We start from the raw sequence: 17871 nt of genomic DNA, 5'->3' as shown, positions 1-17871 counted from the left end.
CACCGAAGCAACTTGTCGTTGTCTTCGTTTGCTTTGCTGCGATCAGCGAAGCCTTGTAGTCTATCACGATTTTTTAAGTACCGTCAAACTTTTTTCGCTTTCTTTTCTTTCCGCAATCCGCAACTCTCATCGCGTTTTGCTGAAGTCTTTTCAGCGGAGCCTTCGATTATGCACTGTTTTTTCAAACAACGTCAACTTTCGAAGACCTTTTTCTCAACCCACACAATCAACTCCTAAGAGCTCGCCCCGAAGAGCCTGATCGCTGCAACATCTTGCGATGCGCTGTCAGCCGAGCCCTCGATTATGCACAGTTTTCGACACTTCGGTCAACGAACAGCAAACTTTTTATCGTTCCAAGCCGTTGCTCTCCTCAATAGAAGCAAGCTGTTTCCCTGGCGAGCACCTGGTCCTACTAATAGAAGAGCGCCACACCAAGCCTTCTCACTTCCGTTCACTGGAACCGGCAATAAAAAAGCCGCCCAAAGGCGGCTTTTGATTCCAGCAGGTCGCTTGCTTATTAATAATAGCGCGAGCTGTTCATGCGGCGCATTGCTTCGTACAGCGTGGGCATGCGCACTTCCTGCGAACGGGCGCTCATGCGGGCCAGGCCGTCGATCTTGGCGACGTCGGCGGCGTCCACGGTGCCTTGCTCCTGCTGGCGCCACATGGCGGCTTGCAGTTCCTGCATCACGCGCGGGTCGCTCTGGGCGGTCGCCAGGAAGCGGGCGTCGGCACGTGCAGCTGCACGGCGTTGGGAAGCAGCGCGCAAGGCAGCGCCGATGCTGCTTTCGCGGACCGAGCCGGCAAACAGTGCGAACAAGGCGATCGCGGCGAGGCAGAACACGGTCCACACGGCGAGCAGGCCGCCTTCGTTCCAGTTGGAAACGAGCGAGTCGGTCACCACCAGCACGGCTGCGGCAATGGCGATGATCAGCAGGGCGATCAGCGGGCGGGCGCCATTGGCGCCGGCGCGGGCGGCCTGGATCTGGCCGAACAGGACTTCGGCGCGACGGACGCCGGGGTGGACGGTAGGTTGGTCAACGTGAACGAAGCTGGTCATGATGTGTCCCTCCTGAGGAACGGTGGTAATCAGTGGTGGCGAACAAGGCCGATGCAGTGATATTAGGGCTTACCCTAGTGCGTTTCCACTTTATCTTTCTGATGTTTATCATTCACATCACTGATGGACGTCAACTTTCGCACGCTTGATCTCAACCTGCTCCGCGTCTTCGACGAGGTGATGGCAGAGCGCAACCTCACACGCGCCGCCCGCAACCTGTCGATCACGCAGCCGGCCGTGAGCAATGCGCTGCGCCGCCTGCGCGAGGTGCTGGGAGACGAACTGGTGAAGCGCTCAGGCGCCGGGGTGGAGCCCACGCCCCGTGCCCTGGCTCTGTGGCCGACCGTGCGCGACGCCCTTCGCCTGCTGCAGCACACCCTGGCGCCTGGTGAATTCGACGCCGGCACGGCCGACACCACCTTCCTGCTGGCCATGGCCGATGCCACGGCGGCCGAGCTCATTCCCGGGCTGGTGCAGATCGCAGAAACCGAGGCGCCCGCCATCTCGCTGCGCGTGCTGCCGCTGACCACGCGCGACCCCCGCCGCATGCTCGAGCTGGAAGAGGTGGACATGGCCATCGGCTATTTCCCGGCGGTGATCGCCAGCCTCGCCGCGCGCGGGCAGTCCGGCGTGGGGGTGGCGTTCGAGACCCAGCGGCTCTACCTGGGTCAATATGTATGCGTGATGCGGCGGGACCACCCGCTGGCCAAGGCGCCCCTCACGCTGGACGACTACTGCGCGGCGCGGCACCTGCTGGTGAGTTTCTCGGGGCGGCCCTACGGCTTCATCGACCAGACGCTGGGCGCCATGGGGCGCGAGCGGCGCATCGTGGTGACGGTGAACCAGTTCTTCACGGCGGGCCGGGTGGTCGCCAACTCGGACCTGCTGACCGTGCTGCCGCGCCACTTCGTGACCGTGACCGGCATCGACGACCAGTTGGTGCTGCGCGACCTGCCGTTCGACCAGCCGCCGGTGCACGTGGATGCCATCTGGCATCGGCGCGCCCAGCATGGGCACGCACATGAGTGGCTGCGCACGGCGCTGTTGCGCTCCGCAGCCGCGGCTTTCGCCGGCTCGGTCCTCGGGCAGAAGGTGCCCGATTGACCGAAAGGTGGATCAGCGGACGACGCTGAGCCAGGCGCTGGCGGCTGCGCGCAGTTCCTGCGCGTGGTGCGCACCGCGGCCGGCGCGCATGTCGGCGCTTTCCATCAGCGCGGCGGCATGGCTGGCCGGGGCGGTGGCGGTCGAGGAACGGAAGAAACGGGCCACTTGGGCGATGAGGCTGAACATGGTGTTGCGCGGCTTGTGGCCGTGCTCTGAGTGGTTGATGCTTCAAGAATAAGGGTTATCCCTAGTAAAACAAGCTCAACCTTATGCGCTTCATGCATGGGGCAATTCACCTAGACTGCCCCGACGATGAAGCTGCAACTGCTGTCCGACCTGCACCTGGAGTCCCATCCCCGCTTCCATGCCGAGCCCGTCCCGGGCGCCGACATGCTGATCCTGGCGGGCGACATCGGCTCCTACCAGCAACGCTCCCGGCTGACCGAGACCGACTTCGGCCTGGGCCGCTTCTCGCCGCGCAACGGCTGGCCGACCCCGGTGATCTACGTGCCGGGCAACCACGAGTACGACAACCTCGACTTCGACGAGACCCACGACCGCCTGCGCTCCCTCTGCGAGGAGCTCGACATCCTCTGGCTCGAGCGCGAGACCCGCGTCATCGGGGGCATCCGCTTCGTCGGCACCACGCTCTGGGCCGACTTCGACGCGCTGGCCGAACCCACCGACAGCCTGGGCGAGGCGCTGAAGAAACGCGGCAAGGCGATGCGCGCAGCCGATTTCTACCTTGAAAAAGCAGCCACCATGCGTAACGGCAAGCTCTTCCTCGCCGAACAGCTTCGCGAGCAGGGACTGGCCTGCCAAGGCTGGCTCGCGCAGGCGCTGGCCGAACCTTTCGACGGCACCACGGTGGCCATCACCCACTTCGCGCCCAGCCTCGACAGCGGCGATCCGCGCTACGGCCTGACGCCCGGCACGGCCGGTTTCTGCAATGCGCTCGACGAGCTGCTGCCCCACGCCAGGCTGTGGCTGCACGGCCACCTGCACTGCCCGTCCGACTACGTGAAGAACGGCTGCCGCGTCGTGGCCAACCCGCTGGGCTATGCGCGAAACGGCGAGCAGGAAGGCTTCAAGCCCCACTTGCTGATCGACGTGCGCTGAACCGACGGCGCCACGACCGGTAACACCGTAACGGCCGGCAACGTGCGCGCCGCGACCGCTGTGTAGACTGGTTCGAGACCATCTCACCGATGGAGGAGAGAGCGCCATGACGCAACAGCAAGAACAACGACGCACCTTCCTGAAACAGACCGCGGGCGCCGCCGCGGCCACCGGGCTGCTCGGCATCTGCTCGCGGGCGTTCGCCCAGGGTCCGGGGGACGGCACGGGGATGGGTACAGGTACAAGCACCGGCAAGGCCATGGGCCAGCTGTCGATGGCCGAGATGGCGCGCCGCCTCGCCGCCGGCACGCTCACCAGCAGCCAGCTGGTGGAAGAAGCACTGGCCGCCATCCAGAACCCCGCGGGCGAAGGCGCGCGCAGCTTCATCCGCGTGCACGCCGACACGGCCCGCAGCACCGCCGCGCGGCTGGACGCCGAACGCAAGGCCGGCCGCCCCGCCGCTTCGCCGATCGCCGGCATCCCGATTTCGCTGAAAGACCTGTTCGACGAAACCGGCATCACCACGCTCGGCGGCTCGGTCGTGCTGGCCGGCCAGCCGCCCGCGGCGCGCGACGCCATCGTGGTCGAGCGGCTGCGCCGGGCCGGCGCGATCATCGTCGGGCGCACCAACACGGTCGAGTTCGCCTACACCGGGCTGGGCGTCAACCCGCACTACGGCACGCCGAAGAACGTCTTCGACCGCGCCACCGGCCGCATCCCGGGCGGCTCCACCTCGGGCGGCGCGATCTCGGTGGCCGACGGCATGGCGGCCGGCGCCATCGGCACCGACACAGGCGGCTCGCTGCGCATTCCGGCCGCGCTCAACGGGCTGGTGGGCTTCAAGCCGACGCAGCGGCGCGTGCCGCTGGACGGCGTGATGCCGCTGTCGACCTCGTTCGACTCCGCCGGCCCGATGGCATGGACGGTCGAAGACTGCGCCCTGCTCGACGCCGTGCTGGCCGCCGAGCTGCCGCGCCCCTTGCGCGTGCTGCCGCTGCGGGGCCTGCGCTTCGCGGTGCCCAAGACCTTCTTCCAGGACGACCTGTCGCCGGCGGTGGCCGCGGCCTTCGCGTCGGCCCTGGCCAAGCTCTCGGCGGCGGGCGCCACGGTCACCGAGCTGCCGATGGCGGAGTTCGCGAAGGCGCCGACCATCAACCCGCGCGGCATGATCACCGCGGCCGAAGCCTTCACCTGGCACCGCGACTTCATCAAGAACGGCGCCGCCCGATACGACCCGCGCGTGCTCGCCCGCATCAAGACCGGCGAGACCATCACCGCGCCCGACTACCTGCAGCTGCTGGCGCTGCGCCGCCAGTTCATCCGCTCGATCAACACCGCGGCCGCCGGCTACGACGCGATGCTGATGCCCACCACGCCCGACACCGCGCCGCCCATCGCCGAGGTGGTGAAGGACGACGACACGTACTACCGCATCAACGCCCGCATGCTGCGCAACCCTTCGGTGGTGAACCTGTTCGACGGCTGTGCGCTCTCGGTGCCCTGCCACGACGCGGGCACGGCGCCGGTCGGGCTGATGGTGGCCAGCATCGGCAACACCGACCACCGCCTGCTGGCCGTGGGCGCGGCGGTGGAAGCGGTGGTGACGCCGCGGCGCGCGCTCAGCAGCTGAGGCGCGGGCGCAAGCCGCTCAGCGCGCGGCGATGCCTTCGAAGCAGGTCGCGAGCACCAGGTCGACGATCTGCTCGTCCGTCTGCAGCCCGCCGGCCTTCAGGAAACCCAGCACCGGATCGCAGGCGCGCGCGAACAAGGTGTAGAGCACGGCGATGGCCGGCAGCTTCGGGTCGAGCGAGCCGTCGGCCTGCGCCGCCTGGATCCAGCCGCCGAGCTTGTCGCTGATGGTCACCAGGCGGTCGAGGTAGCCGCGGTTGTTCATCAGCGTGGCGCGCAGGGTGGAGTTCTGGTGCGGCAGCGACGGCATCTCGCCAGCCAACTGCACCTGCATGGCCCAGCGCACCACGGCGCGCAGCTTGTCGACGGGCTTGTCCTGCGCCGGCACCGAGGCCAGGAAGTCGAGGGTGCGCTGCATGATGCGCACCATGGCCGCGGCGGCCAGGTCTTCCTTGCTGGGAAAGTGCTTGTAGAGGCTGGCCTTGGCGATGCCGACGGCGGCGGCCACCTCGTCCACCGTCATCGACTCGAAGCCCTTCTCGGCGAGCAGGCGGTTCGCGGTCTGCACGATGGCCTCTTCGCGGGCCTGCAGCATCTGTTCCTTGAACGAGGTCTTGGCGGGGGCAGTGGCACTCATGCGGAAATTCTAGTCTCGGGCGTCGCCAACCAGACGACGTGAACACCGAAATACCGGCCAGTCTTTTACAGACCGGCGAGTTCGACCCGGTTGCTCGCGGCGATCAGCTCGCCCGGCTCTTCGACACCAGTCGGATGCCGGGCATCAGTTCGGCCGCGAGTTCGGGCCGCTCCAGCGCGTAGTCGAGGTTCATGCGCGCGATCTCGACGTGCTCCTCGCCCAGCGCCTGCGCCCGCGAGCCCTGCCCGCGCTCGATGGCCTGCACCATCGCGTGGTGCGTGCGGTGCGCCTGGCGCATCCACTGCTGGCCCTCTTCCATCGACGACTGCATCGGCAGCATCGCGCTGGGCGCGGCGAAGGGCTGGCCGCCCAGCATGTCCATCACGCGCTTGAGCGCCAGGTTGCCGCAGCCGTCGACGATCAGCTTGTGAAAGCGGTCGTTCATCTCGACGTACGCCGCGTAGTCGTCGATTTCCATGCTGGGCTTGTTCACGGCGCGGTCGCCGTCGTCCAGGCACTCCTTCAGGTCACGCAGCAGCTGGCGCGACGCACCGTCCTCGGCCAGCAGGCGCGCCGCGAAGCCTTCGATCACGCCGCGCACGCGAATCGCGTCGGCCACCTCCTGCGACGTGAAGCGGCGCATCTGGTAGCCGCCGCTGGGCGATTGCTCGATCAGGCCTTCGTGCTCCAGGCTGGTCAGGGCCAACCGCACCGGTGTGCGCGAGGCGTCGAGCTTCTCGGCGAGCGGGATCTCGGCCAGCCGCTCTCCAGGCACGAATTCGCCCTTGAGGATCAGGTCGCGCAGTTGCACGAGCACGCGGGATTGTTGGGAGTCCATCGGGCGATTTTAGGAGACGCGCCCGGCATTGCACGCAGCCAATTTAGGCTGGCTCGGTTGTTGCATGCACTTGATGCAAGCAAGTGTGAAAAACACACGTCACAGTCAGCATTTACCCTGATCAAAGGCGTTGCAAGCCCCATTTCGGGGCAGATTGGCCGATGAAAGTTTGACCTGGATCGAGGATCACCAAGACAATGCATACAGTTGCATGCAATGGATGCAAGCCTCTTTCCACAGCACCCACGATGGAGCCCGCACGATGATCAGCGCAGAGCAGAACGATTTCCTCACCCGCGTCGGACCCGGCGCGCCCGCAGGCAAGCTGCTGCGCCGCTACTGGCAGCCGGTGGCCCTGGCCGACGAGCTGGCGGGCCCGCGCCCGGTCAAGCCGGTGAAGCTCATGGGGCAGGACTTCGTCCTGTTCCGTGACGAGAGCGGCCAGCTCGGCATGCTCGACCGCGACTGCCCGCACCGCGGCGCCGACCTGGCCTTCGGCCGGCTCGAAAACGGCGGCATCCGCTGCGCCTTCCACGGCTGGCTCTTCGACGCCAAGGGCAACTGCCTCGAAACCCCGGCCGAGCCCGCCACCAGCAAGCTGTGCAGCCGCATCAAGCAGTCGGCCTATCCGGTGGTCGAGAAAGCCGGCGTGGTCTTCGCGTACATCGGCGAGGGCGAGCCCCCGGCCTTTGCGGACTTCGACTGCTTCGTCGCGCCCGACAGCCACACCTTCGCCTTCAAGGGCCTGTTCGAGTGCAACTGGCTGCAGGCGCTCGAGGTGGGCATCGACCCCGCGCACGCCTCGTACCTGCACCGCTTCTTCGAGGACGCGGACACCTCGGAAAGCTACGGCAAGCAGTTCCGCGGCGCCTCCGCCGACTCCGACATGCCCATCACCAAGGTGCTGCGCGAGTACGACCGCCCCGACATCAGCGTGGAGCCCACCGACTACGGCTTTCGCCTGAAGGCCCTGCGCAAGCTGAGCGAAGACACCACCCACGTGCGCGTGACGAACGTGGTGTTCCCGCAGGCCTTCGTGATCCCGATGAGCGCGGAGATGACCATCTCGCAGTGGCACGTGCCGGTGGACGACACGCATTGCTACTGGTACGCCGTCTTCACCAGCTTCACCGGCCCGGTCGACAAGCAGCAGATGCGCGACCAGCGCCTGAAGCTCTACGAGCTGCCCGACTACACCTCGCGCAAGAACAAGCGCAACAACTACGGCTTCAGCATCGCGGAGCAGCTGACCGAGACCTACACCGGCATGGGCGACGACATCAACGTGCACGACCAGTGGGCGGTGGAGTCGCAGGGCGCCATTCAAGACCGCACGCGCGAGCACCTGGGCAGCACCGACAAGGGCATCATTGCCTACCGCCGCGTGCTGGTGAAGGCCATCGAGGCCACGCTGGCCGGCGAGACCGCGCCGATGCTCATCGACGCCACGCAGGCCAGCGCCATGACCGGGCCGCCGTCCATCGACGGCATCGGCCACGTCAGCGACGAGGCCGCCACCGAGACCTACTGGCAGGAGGCCGACCGCGCGCGCCGCCTGAAGTCCGACTGGGCCTCGGCACGGCTCGCCGCCTGAACCCCGCTCACCGCACGCACGCCATGAGCACCAAGAGCCACACATTCGTCGACCGCTTCGGTCTGTGGTCCGACGACCAGCACGCACAGGCCAGGGAACTGGTGCGCCGCATCGACAGCGGCGAGGTCGACCTCGTCCGCTTCGCCTGGCCCGACCAGCACGGCATCCTGCGCGGCAAGACGCTGGTCGCCACCGAGGCGCGCTCGGCCCTGTGGGAGGGCGTGAACCTCACCTCCACCCTGCTGGCCAAGGACACCTCGCACAAGACCGTGTTCCCGGTGTTCAGCGCCAACGGCGGCTTCGCCATCGAAGGCCTGCAGGGCGGCGCCGACTTCACCGTCGTGGCCGACCCCGCCACCTTCAAGGTGCTGCCGTGGTCGCCGCGCACCGGTTGGGTGCTGTGCGACGCCTACATGGCCGACGGCAAGCCCTGCCCCTTCGCCACCCGGCAGATCCTGCAGCGCGCGGTGCGCCAGCTCGACGCGCTGGGGCTGGACTTCATCGCCGGCCTGGAGGTGGAGTTCCACGTCTTCAAGCTGGAAGACGCGCGCATGGGCCTGGCCGACTCGGGCCAGCCCGGCGAGCCGCCGCGCGTGTCGCTGCTGTCGCACGGCCACCAGTACCTGACCGAGCTGCGCTACGACCGCGTCGACACGCTGATGGAGCTGCTGCGCTCGCAGCTGATTGCGCTGGGCCTGCCGCTGCGCTCGCTGGAAATCGAGTTCGGCCCGAGCCAGTTCGAGCTGACCTTCGGCCCCACCGCCGGCGTGACGCCCGCCGACACCATGGTGCTGCTGCGCAGCGCCATCAAGCAGATCTGCCAGCGCGCCGGCCTGCACGCCACCTTCATGTGCCGCCCGAAGATCCCGAACGTGATGTCCAGCGGCTGGCACCTGCACCAGTCGCTGCGCCGCAAGAGCGACGGCGTGAACGCGTTCATGCCCGAGGCCGAGGGCCAGCACCTCAGCGAGATCGGCATGCACTACCTCGGCGGCCTGAAGGCGCACGCCTGCGGCGCCGCGGCGCTCGCGAGCCCGACCATCAACGGCTACCGCCGCTACCGCCCGTTCTCGCTGGCGCCCGACCGCGCGATCTGGGCCAAGGACAACCGCGGCGCGATGCTGCGCGTGCTCGGCGGCGTGGGGCAGAACGCCTCGCGCATCGAGAACCGCGTGGGCGAGCCGACGGCCAACCCGTACCTGTACCTCGCGTCGCAGCTGTTCTCCGGCCTCGACGGCATCGGGAACCGGACCGACCCGGGCCCTTCCGCCGATGCGCCGTACGAAACGCCGGCCGAGCAACTGCCCCGCTCGCTCGGCGATGCGCTGGCCTGCCTGCGCCGCGACGAGATGCTCAACACGCAGATGGGCAAGACCTTCGTCGACTACCTCTGCCACATCAAGGAAGCGGAAATCGCCCGCTTCAACCTCGAAGTCAGCGAGTGGGAACACCGCGAGTACTTCGACATGTTCTGAACGAGCCTCCACAAGAATGCCCACGATCCACTACATCCTCAAGGACGGCACCACGCGCGAGGTCGACGCCAAGGTCGGCGCCAGCGTGATGGAGACCGCCATCCGCGGCAACGTGCGCGGCATCGACGCCGAGTGCGGCGGCTGCTGCTCCTGCGCCACCTGCCACGTCTACGTGGACGACGCCTTCATCGGCCTGCTGCCGCCGCCCGACGACATGGAGAGCGCGCTGCTCGAGGCCGTGGCGTCCGAGCGCCGGCCCGGCAGCCGGCTGAGCTGCCAGCTCACGGTCACCGCGGCCTTCGATGGCCTCACGGTGCACGTGCCCGATACCCAGGTTTGAAGCGCGGCTCGGGCATCATCGCCCGCGTTGCACATCCGGTTACACGACAGCAGCGCCCGAGGGGGCGCGTTCATTCCACCTGAAAGGCGTTTTCCCATGACGACGACGATGACCAAGAGAACCGTTCTCTCGACCCTGCTGCTGGCCGGCTTCGGCCTGCTGGGCGCCACGGCCCAGGCCGCCGACGAGCCGCTGCGCATCGGCCTTATCGCCACCTACTCCGGCCCCTACGCCGACTACGGCCGCCAGTTCGACGCCGGCATCGCGCTGTACCTGAAGGAGCACGGCGGCAAGGTGGGCGGGCGCACCGTGGAGATCATCAAGAAGGACACCGCCGGCCCCGCGCCCGACGCCGCCAAGCGCATCGCGCAGGAGCTCATCGTGCGCGACAAGGTGAGCGTGCTCACCGGCCTGGACTTCAGCCCCAACGCCTACGCCGTGGGCGCCATCGCCACGCAGGCCAAGATCCCGACCATCGTGATGAACGCCGCCTCCTCGGCCATCACCACCAGCTCGCCTTATGTGGCGCGCCTGTCGTTCACCGTGCAGCAGGTCACCGACCCGATGGCGCGCTACATGCTCAAGGAAGGCATCAAGGACGCCTACACCGTGGTCGCCGACTACGCCTCGGGCGTGGACGCCGAAACCGCCTTCAAGAAGACCTTCACCGCCGGCGGCGGCAAGGTGTCGGGCGAGGTGCGCACGCCCATGAACAACCCCGACTTCTCGGCCTACGTGCAGCGCATCAAGGACGCCAAGCCCCAGGCCGTGTTCTTCTTCTTCCCCTCGGGCGTGATGCCGCCGGCCTTCCTGAAGGTGTGGAAGGAGCGCGGCATGGAGCAGGCTGGCATCAAGCTGTACGCCACGGGCGAAGCCACCGACGACAGCTACCTGGACGCCACCGGCGACGTGGCGCTGGGCCTGGTCACCAGCCACCACTACTCGTTCGCTCACCCCTCGGCCAAGAACCAGAAGTTCGTGAAGGACTTCGCGGCCGACAACGGCGCCAAGCTGCGCCCGAGCTACTTCGCCGTGACCGCCTACGACGCCATGGCCGCCATCGACCTCGCGCTGGCCAAGACCAAGGGCGACACCACCGGAGACAAGTTCATGGACGCGCTCAAGGGCCTGAGCTTCGAGAGCCCGCGCGGCCCCATCGAGATCGACCCGGCCACGCGCGACATCGTGCAGACCGTGTACATCCGCAAGACCGAGCGCGTGAACGGCCAGCTGGTGAACGTGGAGTTCGACAAGTTCGACCGCGTGAAGGACCCGGCGAAGGAAGCCGCCGCGGCCAAGTAACCGGGACACCTTCCGTCCGCCAGCCAGCACGCAGAAAGCAGCAAGCAGGAAATTCATGGGCATCGTGATCTTCGATGGAGTGGCCTACGGCATGCTCCTGTTCCTCATCGGCGTGGGCCTGTCCATCACGATGGGGCTCATGAACTTCGTCAACCTCGCGCACGGCAGCTTCGCGATGGTGGGCGGCTATGCGGCCAGCGTGCTGATGAACCACTTCGGCCTGGGCTTCGGCCTGTCGCTGGCGGCGGCCTTCGTGGCGGCGGCCGTGGTGGGCGCGGTGCTGGAGTTCGCGTTCTACCGGCGGCTGTACCGCGCGCACCCGCTGGACCAGGTGCTGCTGTCGATCGGCGTGGTGTTCGTGTCGATCGCCGCCTTCACCTACTTCTTCGGCCCCACGATGCAGCCCTTCACGCTGCCGCCGATGCTCGACGGCCAGGTGTCGCTGCTGGGCCTGGAGGTGGGCCGCTACCGCCTGTTCCTGATCGTCTGCGGCGTGGCCGTTCTGCTTGCGCTGCTGCTGGGTCTGGGCAAGACGCGCTACGGCGCGATGGTGCGCGCGGCGGTGGACAACCAGCGCGTGGCGGGCGGCACCGGCATCCACGTGCAGCGCCTGTTCTTCCTGACCTTCTCGCTGGGCTGCGGCCTGGCGGGCCTGGGCGGCGCGCTGAGCCTGGGCATGCTGGGACTGGAGCCGTCGTTCCCGCTCAAGTACCTCGTCTACTTCTTGATGGTGGTGTGCGTGGGCGGCGCGGGCACCGTCACCGGGCCGTTCATCGCGGCGCTGCTGGTGGGCATCGTCGACGTGGCCGGCAAGTACTACCTGCCCGAGGCGGGCGCCTTTCTCATCTATGTCTTCATGATCGTCATGCTGCTCGTGCGGCCCAACGGCATCGTCGCGAAGAAGGGGCTCGCATGAAAGCGCTGACCGTTTCCCCCGCGCAGCTGCGCATCGCGGAAGCCGCCTTCTGGCTCGCGCTGGCGTCGTGCTTCTTCCTGCTGCCCGACAAGCTCACGCTGATGAGCCAGGTCATGATCTTCGGCCTGTTCGCCGTGTCGCTCGACATGGCGCTGGGCTACGCGGGCATCCTCACCGTGGGCCACGCGGCCTTCTTCGGCGCGGGTGCCTATGCGGCCGGCCTGCTCGCCAAGTACGGCTGGAGCGAGCCCTTCACCGGCCTGCTGTTCGCGCTCGCGGTGTGCGGCGTGCTGGGCTACGTGCTGAGCTACCTGGTGGTGCGCGGCGCCGACCTCACGCGGCTGATGATCACCATCGGCGTGTGCGTGCTGCTGTTCGAGGTGGCCAACCGCCTGTCTGGCATCACCGGCGGCACCGACGGCCTGCAGGGCGTGGTCATTGCACCGGTGCTGGGCTTCTTCGACTTCGATCTCTACGGCAAGACCGCCTTCTGCTATGCCTTCGGCGTGGTGCTCGCGATGTTCCTGCTGGTGCGGCTGGTGCTGCGCTCGCCCTTCGGCCTGGCGCTGCGCGGCATCCACGACAGCCGCAAGCGCATGCTGGCCATCGGCTCGCCGGTGGAAGCGCGCCTGCGCATGGCCTACGCCTTCTCGGCCGCGGTGGCCGGCGTCGCGGGCGCGCTGCTGGCGCAGACCACGCAGTTCGTGGGCATCGAGTCGATCGGCTTCAACCGCTCGGCCGAAGTGCTCATCATCCTGGTGCTCGGCGGCACCGGGCGCCTGTACGGCGGCATGATCGGCGCCATCGTCTACATGCTGGTGCACGACTGGTTCGCCGACATGAACCCGCAGTACTGGATGTTCTGGCTCGGCATCTTCCTGATCACGGCCGTCATGCTGGGCCGCGGCGGCATCATGGGCGCGCTCTCGCGCCTGGTTCGCACGGGAGGCAAGGCGCGATGAGCGGCTCGACCACGCACACGCTGCGCACGCGAAACCTCGGCATCCACTTCGGCGCCTTCCATGCCGTGAGCGAGGTCGGGCTGTCGCTCGAACCCGGCGCGCGGCAGGCGCTGATCGGCCCCAACGGCGCGGGCAAGACCACGCTCATCAACCTGCTCACGGGCGTGTTCAAGCCCACCAGCGGCAGCATCCACATGGGCGATCGCGACATCACGCGCCTGTCGAGCGACAAGCGCGCGCGCATGGGACTGGCGCGCACCTTCCAGATCAACACGCTGTTCCCCAGCCTCACGCCGCTCCTGTCGGTGGTGCTGGCCATCAGCGAGCGCGAAGGGCTGGGCGCCACCTGGTGGCGGCCGCTGAAGGGCTGCACGGCGGTGTTCGACGAGGCGCATGCGCTGCTGGGCACCCTGCGGCTCGACAGCCTGGCCGACGTGCCCGTGGCCGAGCTGGCCTACGGCAAGCAGCGCCTGCTGGAGATCGCGCTGGCGCTGGCGGCCAGGCCGCGCATCCTGCTGCTCGACGAACCGGCCGCCGGCGTGCCGGAGGACGAGAGCGGCGAACTCTTCGAAGCCATCGCGGCGCTGCCGCAGGACATCAGCGTTCTGTTCATCGAACACGACATGAAACTCGTCTTCCGCTTCTCGCGCCGCATCTCGGTGCTGGTGGGCGGACGCATCCTCACCGAAGGCACGCCCGCCGAGATCGGCGCCGACCCGCGCGTGCGCGAGGTCTACCTGGGAAGCTCGCACCACCATGGCTGAAACCGCCAAGCCCGCACTCGTTTTCGACGGCGTCACCGCCGGCTACGGCAACGCCGTGGTGCTCAACCGCCTCGGCTTCTCGCTGCAGCAGGGCGAGAGCCTCGCCATCCTCGGGCGCAACGGCGTGGGCAAGACGACGCTGCTCGAGACGCTCATGGGCAACACCCGCGTGATGCAGGGCGCCATCCGCTGGCAGGGCGAGGACATCACGCGCTGGCCCTCGCACCAGCGCGTGCGCGCCGGGCTGGGCTGGGTGCCGCAGGAGCGCGAGGTGTTCCCCTCGCTCACCGTCGAAGAGAACCTCACCGTCATCGCGCGCTTCGGCGCCTGGAACCTGCAGCGCGTGTACCAGTTCTTTCCGCGCCTGCGCGAGCGGCGCGGCAACTACGGCAACCAGCTCTCCGGCGGCGAGCAGCAGATGCTGGCCATCGGCCGCGCGCTCATGACCAACCCCAGGCTGCTGCTGCTCGACGAGCCGATGGAAGGCCTCGCGCCGATCATCGTGGAGGAGCTGGCCGCGGCGATCCGCCGGCTGTGCGAATCGGAAGGCCTGGCCTCGGTGGTCGTGGAGCAGCACCCGGTGCTGGCGCTGGAGATGACGCACAAGGCCATCGTGCTCGAACGCGGCACCGTGGTGCATGCCGGGCCGAGCGCGGCGCTCGCGGCGGACCGGGGCCTGCTCGAAGGGCTGCTGGGCGTGGGGATCGCGCAAGACGCGACCACGGACGTGGCCGAGGGCGTGGCCGGCTGAAACGACTTCGGTCTCAGGTCTCAGGCCCGGGGTTGCCGCCCCAGCCGCTTCGAACAGACCGTGAAGCGCCACGCGGCGAGGCACGCGACGACGAAGGCCACGGCCCAGGACATCCACAGGCACGCGAAGAGGATGAAGGCCACGCTGATGTCCGCCAGGTGCGTCCAGAACGACGGCTTATCTGCCGGCAGGTGTTCCAGGAAGGCCCGGATGCTCCACCACACGCCGAGCGGCACCGCGGCCACGCACAGGGCATAACCGAGGCTCGCGCCCAGCGCGCCGATGCGGCCCCGTGAAACGGCCCGCTGCCACAACAGGAAGGCCGCCAGGGCGAGCGCCGCACAGCTCCCGAAGCCGAGAAGCAGGAGGCCGTTGAACAGCGGGAAGTCGAGGTCCATGGGCGTGCACTGTACCGGCGCACCCCCGCCGCAGAGCGCGGCCCTTGCCAAGGTATCCGCAGACGCTCCCCGGGGGAGCGCCGGCTCAGCTCAGCATCTGCCCGCGGCTGCCGATCACCGCCACGTCCACGAACTGCCCGCCTTCGCGGTTGGTGCGCCCGTAATGGATCTTCAGGCCGCCGAGGTCGAAGTTCTCGATGCTCGCGAGCCCCGACATCACCGACGCGCGCGTGAGCGTGCCGCCCGCGCGGCGCATGCCTTCGGCGAGCACGGCGGCGTCGATGTAGCCCTCCAGGCTGGGCAGCGAAAACTCCTTGACGCCGCTGGCCAGCATGTCGGCCTGGTAGCGGCGCACGATCTCGAACTTGGTCGAGTACGGCGACGGCACCACGATCACGAAGCCCAGGCCCTTGGCCAGGTCGCCCATGGCCGCGAGCGCGCTGGCCGTGATCGACAGGCCGTAGGCCGAGCTGCTGTTGCCCGCCTCGCGCAGCGCCTTCAGGAACACCGGCGCCGTGCCGGCCAGCCCGACCACCACCACCTGGGGCTTGGCCTTGGCGATGGCGGCGGCCGCGGGGCCCACTTCCATGCTGGTGGTGTTGGGCGTGGTCGCGATGACCGCGGGCTCGAGCTTGGCCTTGGCCAGCGCGTTCTTGAAGGCCGCCAGCACCGACTGGCCCAGCGGATCTTCCGAATGCACGAGGCCGATGCGGGTCTGGCCCAGCACGGCGGCCGTGCTCACGAGCTTGTCGACTTCCTGGTCGTAGTTGGCGCGCACCCAGAAGGTGTTGGGCGAATTCTTCTTGCGCAGCGAGATGGTGCCGGTGTTGGGGCCCACCACGGCCATGCCGGGCACCGCGTCCATCACCTCCGAGGTCTGGCGCGTGCCCAGCGGATGCAGCAGCGCGAGCACCGCGCTGTCTTTCTCGAAGGCCAGCGCGTTGGCCTTGGCCACGTCGGGCTTGAAGGTGTCGTCGGCCATCACGAGCTCGACCTTGGTGCCGTTGATGCCGCCGGCCTTGTTCAGCGCCGCGAAGAACGCGCTCGAACCCTGGAACAGCCCCTGCCCGTTGGCCTTCTCGACACTGCTGTTGTCGAAGGTGGCGCCGATGCGCACCGAACGTGCCTGCGCGAACGCCGGAAACCCCAGCCCCGCGGCGGCCGCGGCGGTGGCCAGCCCGGTCAATGCGCGGCGGCGGCTGGTGGAAAGCGGCGAAAGCGCAGAGATGGACTCGCGCGGCACGGGAACGGTCATGTCGAAGTCTCCAGGGGCCTCAAGGGGCAGTGACAAAAGTTTACATTTCTACCGGAAATGTAATGCACTAACCCCCTCCGGAGATGACAAAGCGCGCCCGCCGGTAGGCTGCCTACAACAGTTCCTCGCCCACGATGGGCAGCAGCAGCCAGTTCTTGAAGCGCAGCCAGAGGAACTCGCCCGGCTCGTCCTCGTGCACGATGTCGCCGCCGGCGTCGTCGTACTCCAGCCACTGCACGCGCCGCCCGTCGGGACCCAGGCGCAGCCGGTAGCCGAGGTTGACGCGGTCGCCGGCCATGAGCTTGTCGTAGTCCTGCACCAGTTCCGGGCTGTCGATGACCAGGCCCATCTCGGTGTTGACCGCGGCCGAGCGGTGGTCGAGGTTCATCGAGCCCACGAAGAAGCGGTCGTCGTCGATCACCGCGAGCTTGGCGTGCAGCCGGCTGATCGACTTGCCGAAGTCGCCGAAGCGCCCCGAGCGGCCGGTGAGCGTGGGCGCGATCTCGTAGATGGTGACGCCGATCTTCAGCATGTCGGCGCGGTAGCGCTCGTAGCCCGCATAGGCCAGCGGCTCGTCGGTGGCGCCCAGCGAGTTGGTGACCACCGTGATGCGCCCGCCGCCCTCGATGGCCTTCTTCATCATGGCCATGCCGTGCGCGCCCGGAATGAAGTACGGCGAGCCGATCTTCACTTCGCGCCTGGCCGAGTTGATGACGTTCAGCGCGCCCTCGGTCACGCTGCCTTCGTAGGCGGCGTCGGGCTTGCGCGTGATCTTCTCGGGCGAGTCCACGAACAGCGTGGACGGCGCCCAGTAGCGCCCCACGTTGCCGGTGATGAGCTCCTGCCCCACCGGCGGCCTGTTGAGCACGTCGCGCTGGTGCATGGCCACGTCGGGCACGGCCGTGCGCGCGATGGCGTCGAAGCGCTTCTGCGCCTCCTCCACCGGCAGGCGCTGCGGCGCGACCTGCTCGATGGGGCGCACGTGCTCGCTGTTCCAGTACCGGTCGAAGCCCTCGGACATCTGGCGCACCACCGGGCCGCTGGACAGCACGTCCATGTCGATGAAGTTCGCCGCCGTGCTGCGCATGAAGTACTCGTTGGCGATGTTCCGCCCGCCCGACACCGCGAAGCTGTTGTCGGCCACCAGCAGCTTGTTGTGCATGCGGTGGTTGATGCGGCCGAAGTCGGTCAGCGAGAACAGGAGCCGCGCCGACAGCGAACTGGCGCGCGAGGGCAGCGGGTTGAACAGGCGCACCTCGATGTTGGGGAACGCCGACAGCGTGCTGAACACCTCGTCTTCGCCGCCGGTGTACAGGTCGTCCACCAGCAGCCGCACGCGCACGCCGCGGGCCGCGGCCTCGCGCAGCTCCTTCAGGAACAGCAGGCCGACGTCGTCCTTCTGTATCAGGTAGTACTGCACGTCGAGCGACTTCTCGGCGTGACGGGCGAGCGAGATGCGCGCATCGAACGCGAAGGCCGCCTCCGGCAGCAGCCGGAAGCCCGACAGCGCCGTGGAGCCGCCCGGCGTGCCCTTGGCCGCGAGCTGCGCCAGTTCGGTTTGTGACACGTCCGTGGCGGAAAGCGCAGTGACCACCGGCATCGGCCGGGGCGGCGGCAGGCTCGCGCAACCGGCCAGCCAGAGGGTGGCTGCGCCCAGTGCCAGGGCGGCTGTTCGGCGGAAGTTGACGGCGCGCATGGCCCGAACTGTAGCTCGCGGCGGCCCGGAA

At 68.0% G+C, this 17871-nt stretch carries 18 protein-coding genes; 11 read left to right on the top strand and 7 right to left on the bottom strand.

Translation table 11 applies throughout. The features are described 5' to 3' along the window. Positions 1 to 517: 517 nt before the first annotated feature. Positions 518 to 1060, bottom strand: coding sequence for a hypothetical protein (locus tag BM013_RS36605; RefSeq protein ID WP_093134717.1), 543 nt, complete (start codon positions 1058 to 1060; stop codon positions 518 to 520). A 123-nt stretch (positions 1061 to 1183) separates the two neighbouring features. Between BM013_RS36605 and BM013_RS36600 the strand changes: the two genes are divergently transcribed. Further along, a complete protein-coding gene (locus BM013_RS36600) occupies positions 1184 to 2164 on the top strand; it encodes a LysR family transcriptional regulator (RefSeq protein WP_093134713.1) in 981 nt (326 codons plus the stop codon). Between the two features lie 12 nt (positions 2165 to 2176). Here BM013_RS36600 and BM013_RS41505 read toward each other — a convergent pair whose 3' ends face one another. Further along, the gene (locus BM013_RS41505; RefSeq protein WP_165941317.1) at positions 2177 to 2350 is read right to left on the bottom strand and encodes a hypothetical protein; all 174 of its coding nucleotides are present in this window, start codon (positions 2348 to 2350) and stop codon (positions 2177 to 2179) included. Positions 2351 to 2476: 126 nt separating this feature from the next. Here BM013_RS41505 and BM013_RS36595 point away from each other — a divergent pair, with 126 nt between their 5' ends. Together BM013_RS36595 and BM013_RS36590 are read left to right on the top strand one after the other, a co-directional pair. After that, positions 2477 to 3283 carry a metallophosphoesterase gene (locus BM013_RS36595; protein ID WP_093134710.1) on the top strand — a complete coding sequence of 269 codons (807 nt, stop codon included), beginning with the start codon at positions 2477 to 2479 and terminating at the stop codon, positions 3281 to 3283. A gap of 106 nt (positions 3284 to 3389) precedes the next feature. Next, complete coding sequence (locus BM013_RS36590) at positions 3390 to 4913, top strand: amidase (protein WP_093134707.1); 1524 nt, start codon at positions 3390 to 3392, stop codon at positions 4911 to 4913. An 18-nt stretch (positions 4914 to 4931) separates the two neighbouring features. On the opposite strand, the gene BM013_RS36585 is transcribed toward BM013_RS36590, so the two are convergent. Next, positions 4932 to 5549 carry a TetR/AcrR family transcriptional regulator gene (locus BM013_RS36585; protein WP_093134704.1) on the bottom strand — a complete coding sequence of 206 codons (618 nt, stop codon included), beginning with the start codon at positions 5547 to 5549 and terminating at the stop codon, positions 4932 to 4934. Positions 5550 to 5652: 103 nt separating this feature from the next. Continuing rightward, entirely contained in the window at positions 5653 to 6387 is a 735-nt protein-coding gene (locus BM013_RS36580) for a GntR family transcriptional regulator (RefSeq protein ID WP_093134702.1), read from the bottom strand. A gap of 262 nt (positions 6388 to 6649) precedes the next feature. On the opposite strand from BM013_RS36580, the gene BM013_RS36575 reads away from it, so the two are divergent. The 8 genes from BM013_RS36575 (at position 6650) to BM013_RS36540 (ending at position 14491) form a co-directional block, all read left to right on the top strand. Next, a complete protein-coding gene (locus tag BM013_RS36575) occupies positions 6650 to 7981 on the top strand; it encodes an aromatic ring-hydroxylating dioxygenase subunit alpha (RefSeq protein WP_093134699.1) in 1332 nt (443 codons plus the stop codon). A gap of 23 nt (positions 7982 to 8004) precedes the next feature. Further along, complete coding sequence (locus BM013_RS36570; RefSeq protein ID WP_093134698.1) at positions 8005 to 9456, top strand: glutamine synthetase family protein; 1452 nt, start codon at positions 8005 to 8007, stop codon at positions 9454 to 9456. Positions 9457 to 9472: 16 nt separating this feature from the next. Beyond that, positions 9473 to 9796 carry a 2Fe-2S iron-sulfur cluster-binding protein gene (locus BM013_RS36565; protein WP_093134695.1) on the top strand — a complete coding sequence of 108 codons (324 nt, stop codon included), beginning with the start codon at positions 9473 to 9475 and terminating at the stop codon, positions 9794 to 9796. 108 nt (positions 9797 to 9904) lie between these two features. Beyond that, positions 9905 to 11098, top strand: coding sequence for an ABC transporter substrate-binding protein (locus BM013_RS36560; RefSeq protein WP_256220178.1), 1194 nt, complete (start codon positions 9905 to 9907; stop codon positions 11096 to 11098). 55 nt (positions 11099 to 11153) lie between these two features. Then, positions 11154 to 12014 carry a branched-chain amino acid ABC transporter permease gene (locus tag BM013_RS36555; RefSeq protein WP_093134690.1) on the top strand — a complete coding sequence of 287 codons (861 nt, stop codon included), beginning with the start codon at positions 11154 to 11156 and terminating at the stop codon, positions 12012 to 12014. Continuing rightward, complete coding sequence (locus BM013_RS36550; protein WP_093134687.1) at positions 12011 to 12976, top strand: branched-chain amino acid ABC transporter permease; 966 nt, start codon at positions 12011 to 12013, stop codon at positions 12974 to 12976. Before BM013_RS36555 ends, BM013_RS36550 begins: the two co-directional genes overlap by 4 nt. Next, complete coding sequence (locus BM013_RS36545) at positions 12973 to 13740, top strand: ABC transporter ATP-binding protein (RefSeq protein ID WP_093134685.1); 768 nt, start codon at positions 12973 to 12975, stop codon at positions 13738 to 13740. Before BM013_RS36550 ends, BM013_RS36545 begins: the two co-directional genes overlap by 4 nt. Next, positions 13733 to 14491, top strand: coding sequence for an ABC transporter ATP-binding protein (locus BM013_RS36540; RefSeq protein ID WP_093134682.1), 759 nt, complete (start codon positions 13733 to 13735; stop codon positions 14489 to 14491). The genes BM013_RS36545 and BM013_RS36540 overlap by 8 nt, the downstream gene beginning before the upstream one ends. Positions 14492 to 14511: 20 nt before the next feature. Here BM013_RS36540 and BM013_RS36535 read toward each other — a convergent pair whose 3' ends face one another. The 3 genes from BM013_RS36535 to BM013_RS36525 all read right to left on the bottom strand — a co-directional run bounded on the left by BM013_RS36535 (position 14512) and on the right by BM013_RS36525 (position 17840). Then, complete coding sequence (locus BM013_RS36535; RefSeq protein ID WP_093134680.1) at positions 14512 to 14889, bottom strand: hypothetical protein; 378 nt, start codon at positions 14887 to 14889, stop codon at positions 14512 to 14514. Between the two features lie 85 nt (positions 14890 to 14974). Continuing rightward, on the bottom strand, positions 14975 to 16144 hold the full coding sequence (locus BM013_RS36530) for an ABC transporter substrate-binding protein (protein ID WP_093134677.1): 1170 nt from the start codon (positions 16142 to 16144) through the stop codon (positions 14975 to 14977). Between the two features lie 112 nt (positions 16145 to 16256). After that, entirely contained in the window at positions 16257 to 17840 is a 1584-nt protein-coding gene (locus BM013_RS36525) for a phospholipase D family protein (protein WP_093134674.1), read from the bottom strand. Positions 17841 to 17871: the final 31 nt, after the last annotated feature.

The organism is Variovorax sp. OK605, assembly GCF_900115445.1.
GTDB lineage: Bacteria > Pseudomonadota > Gammaproteobacteria > Burkholderiales > Burkholderiaceae_C > Variovorax.
The sequence above is the reverse complement of the archived record's forward strand: the minus strand, read 5'-3'. Positions and strand labels throughout refer to the sequence as shown.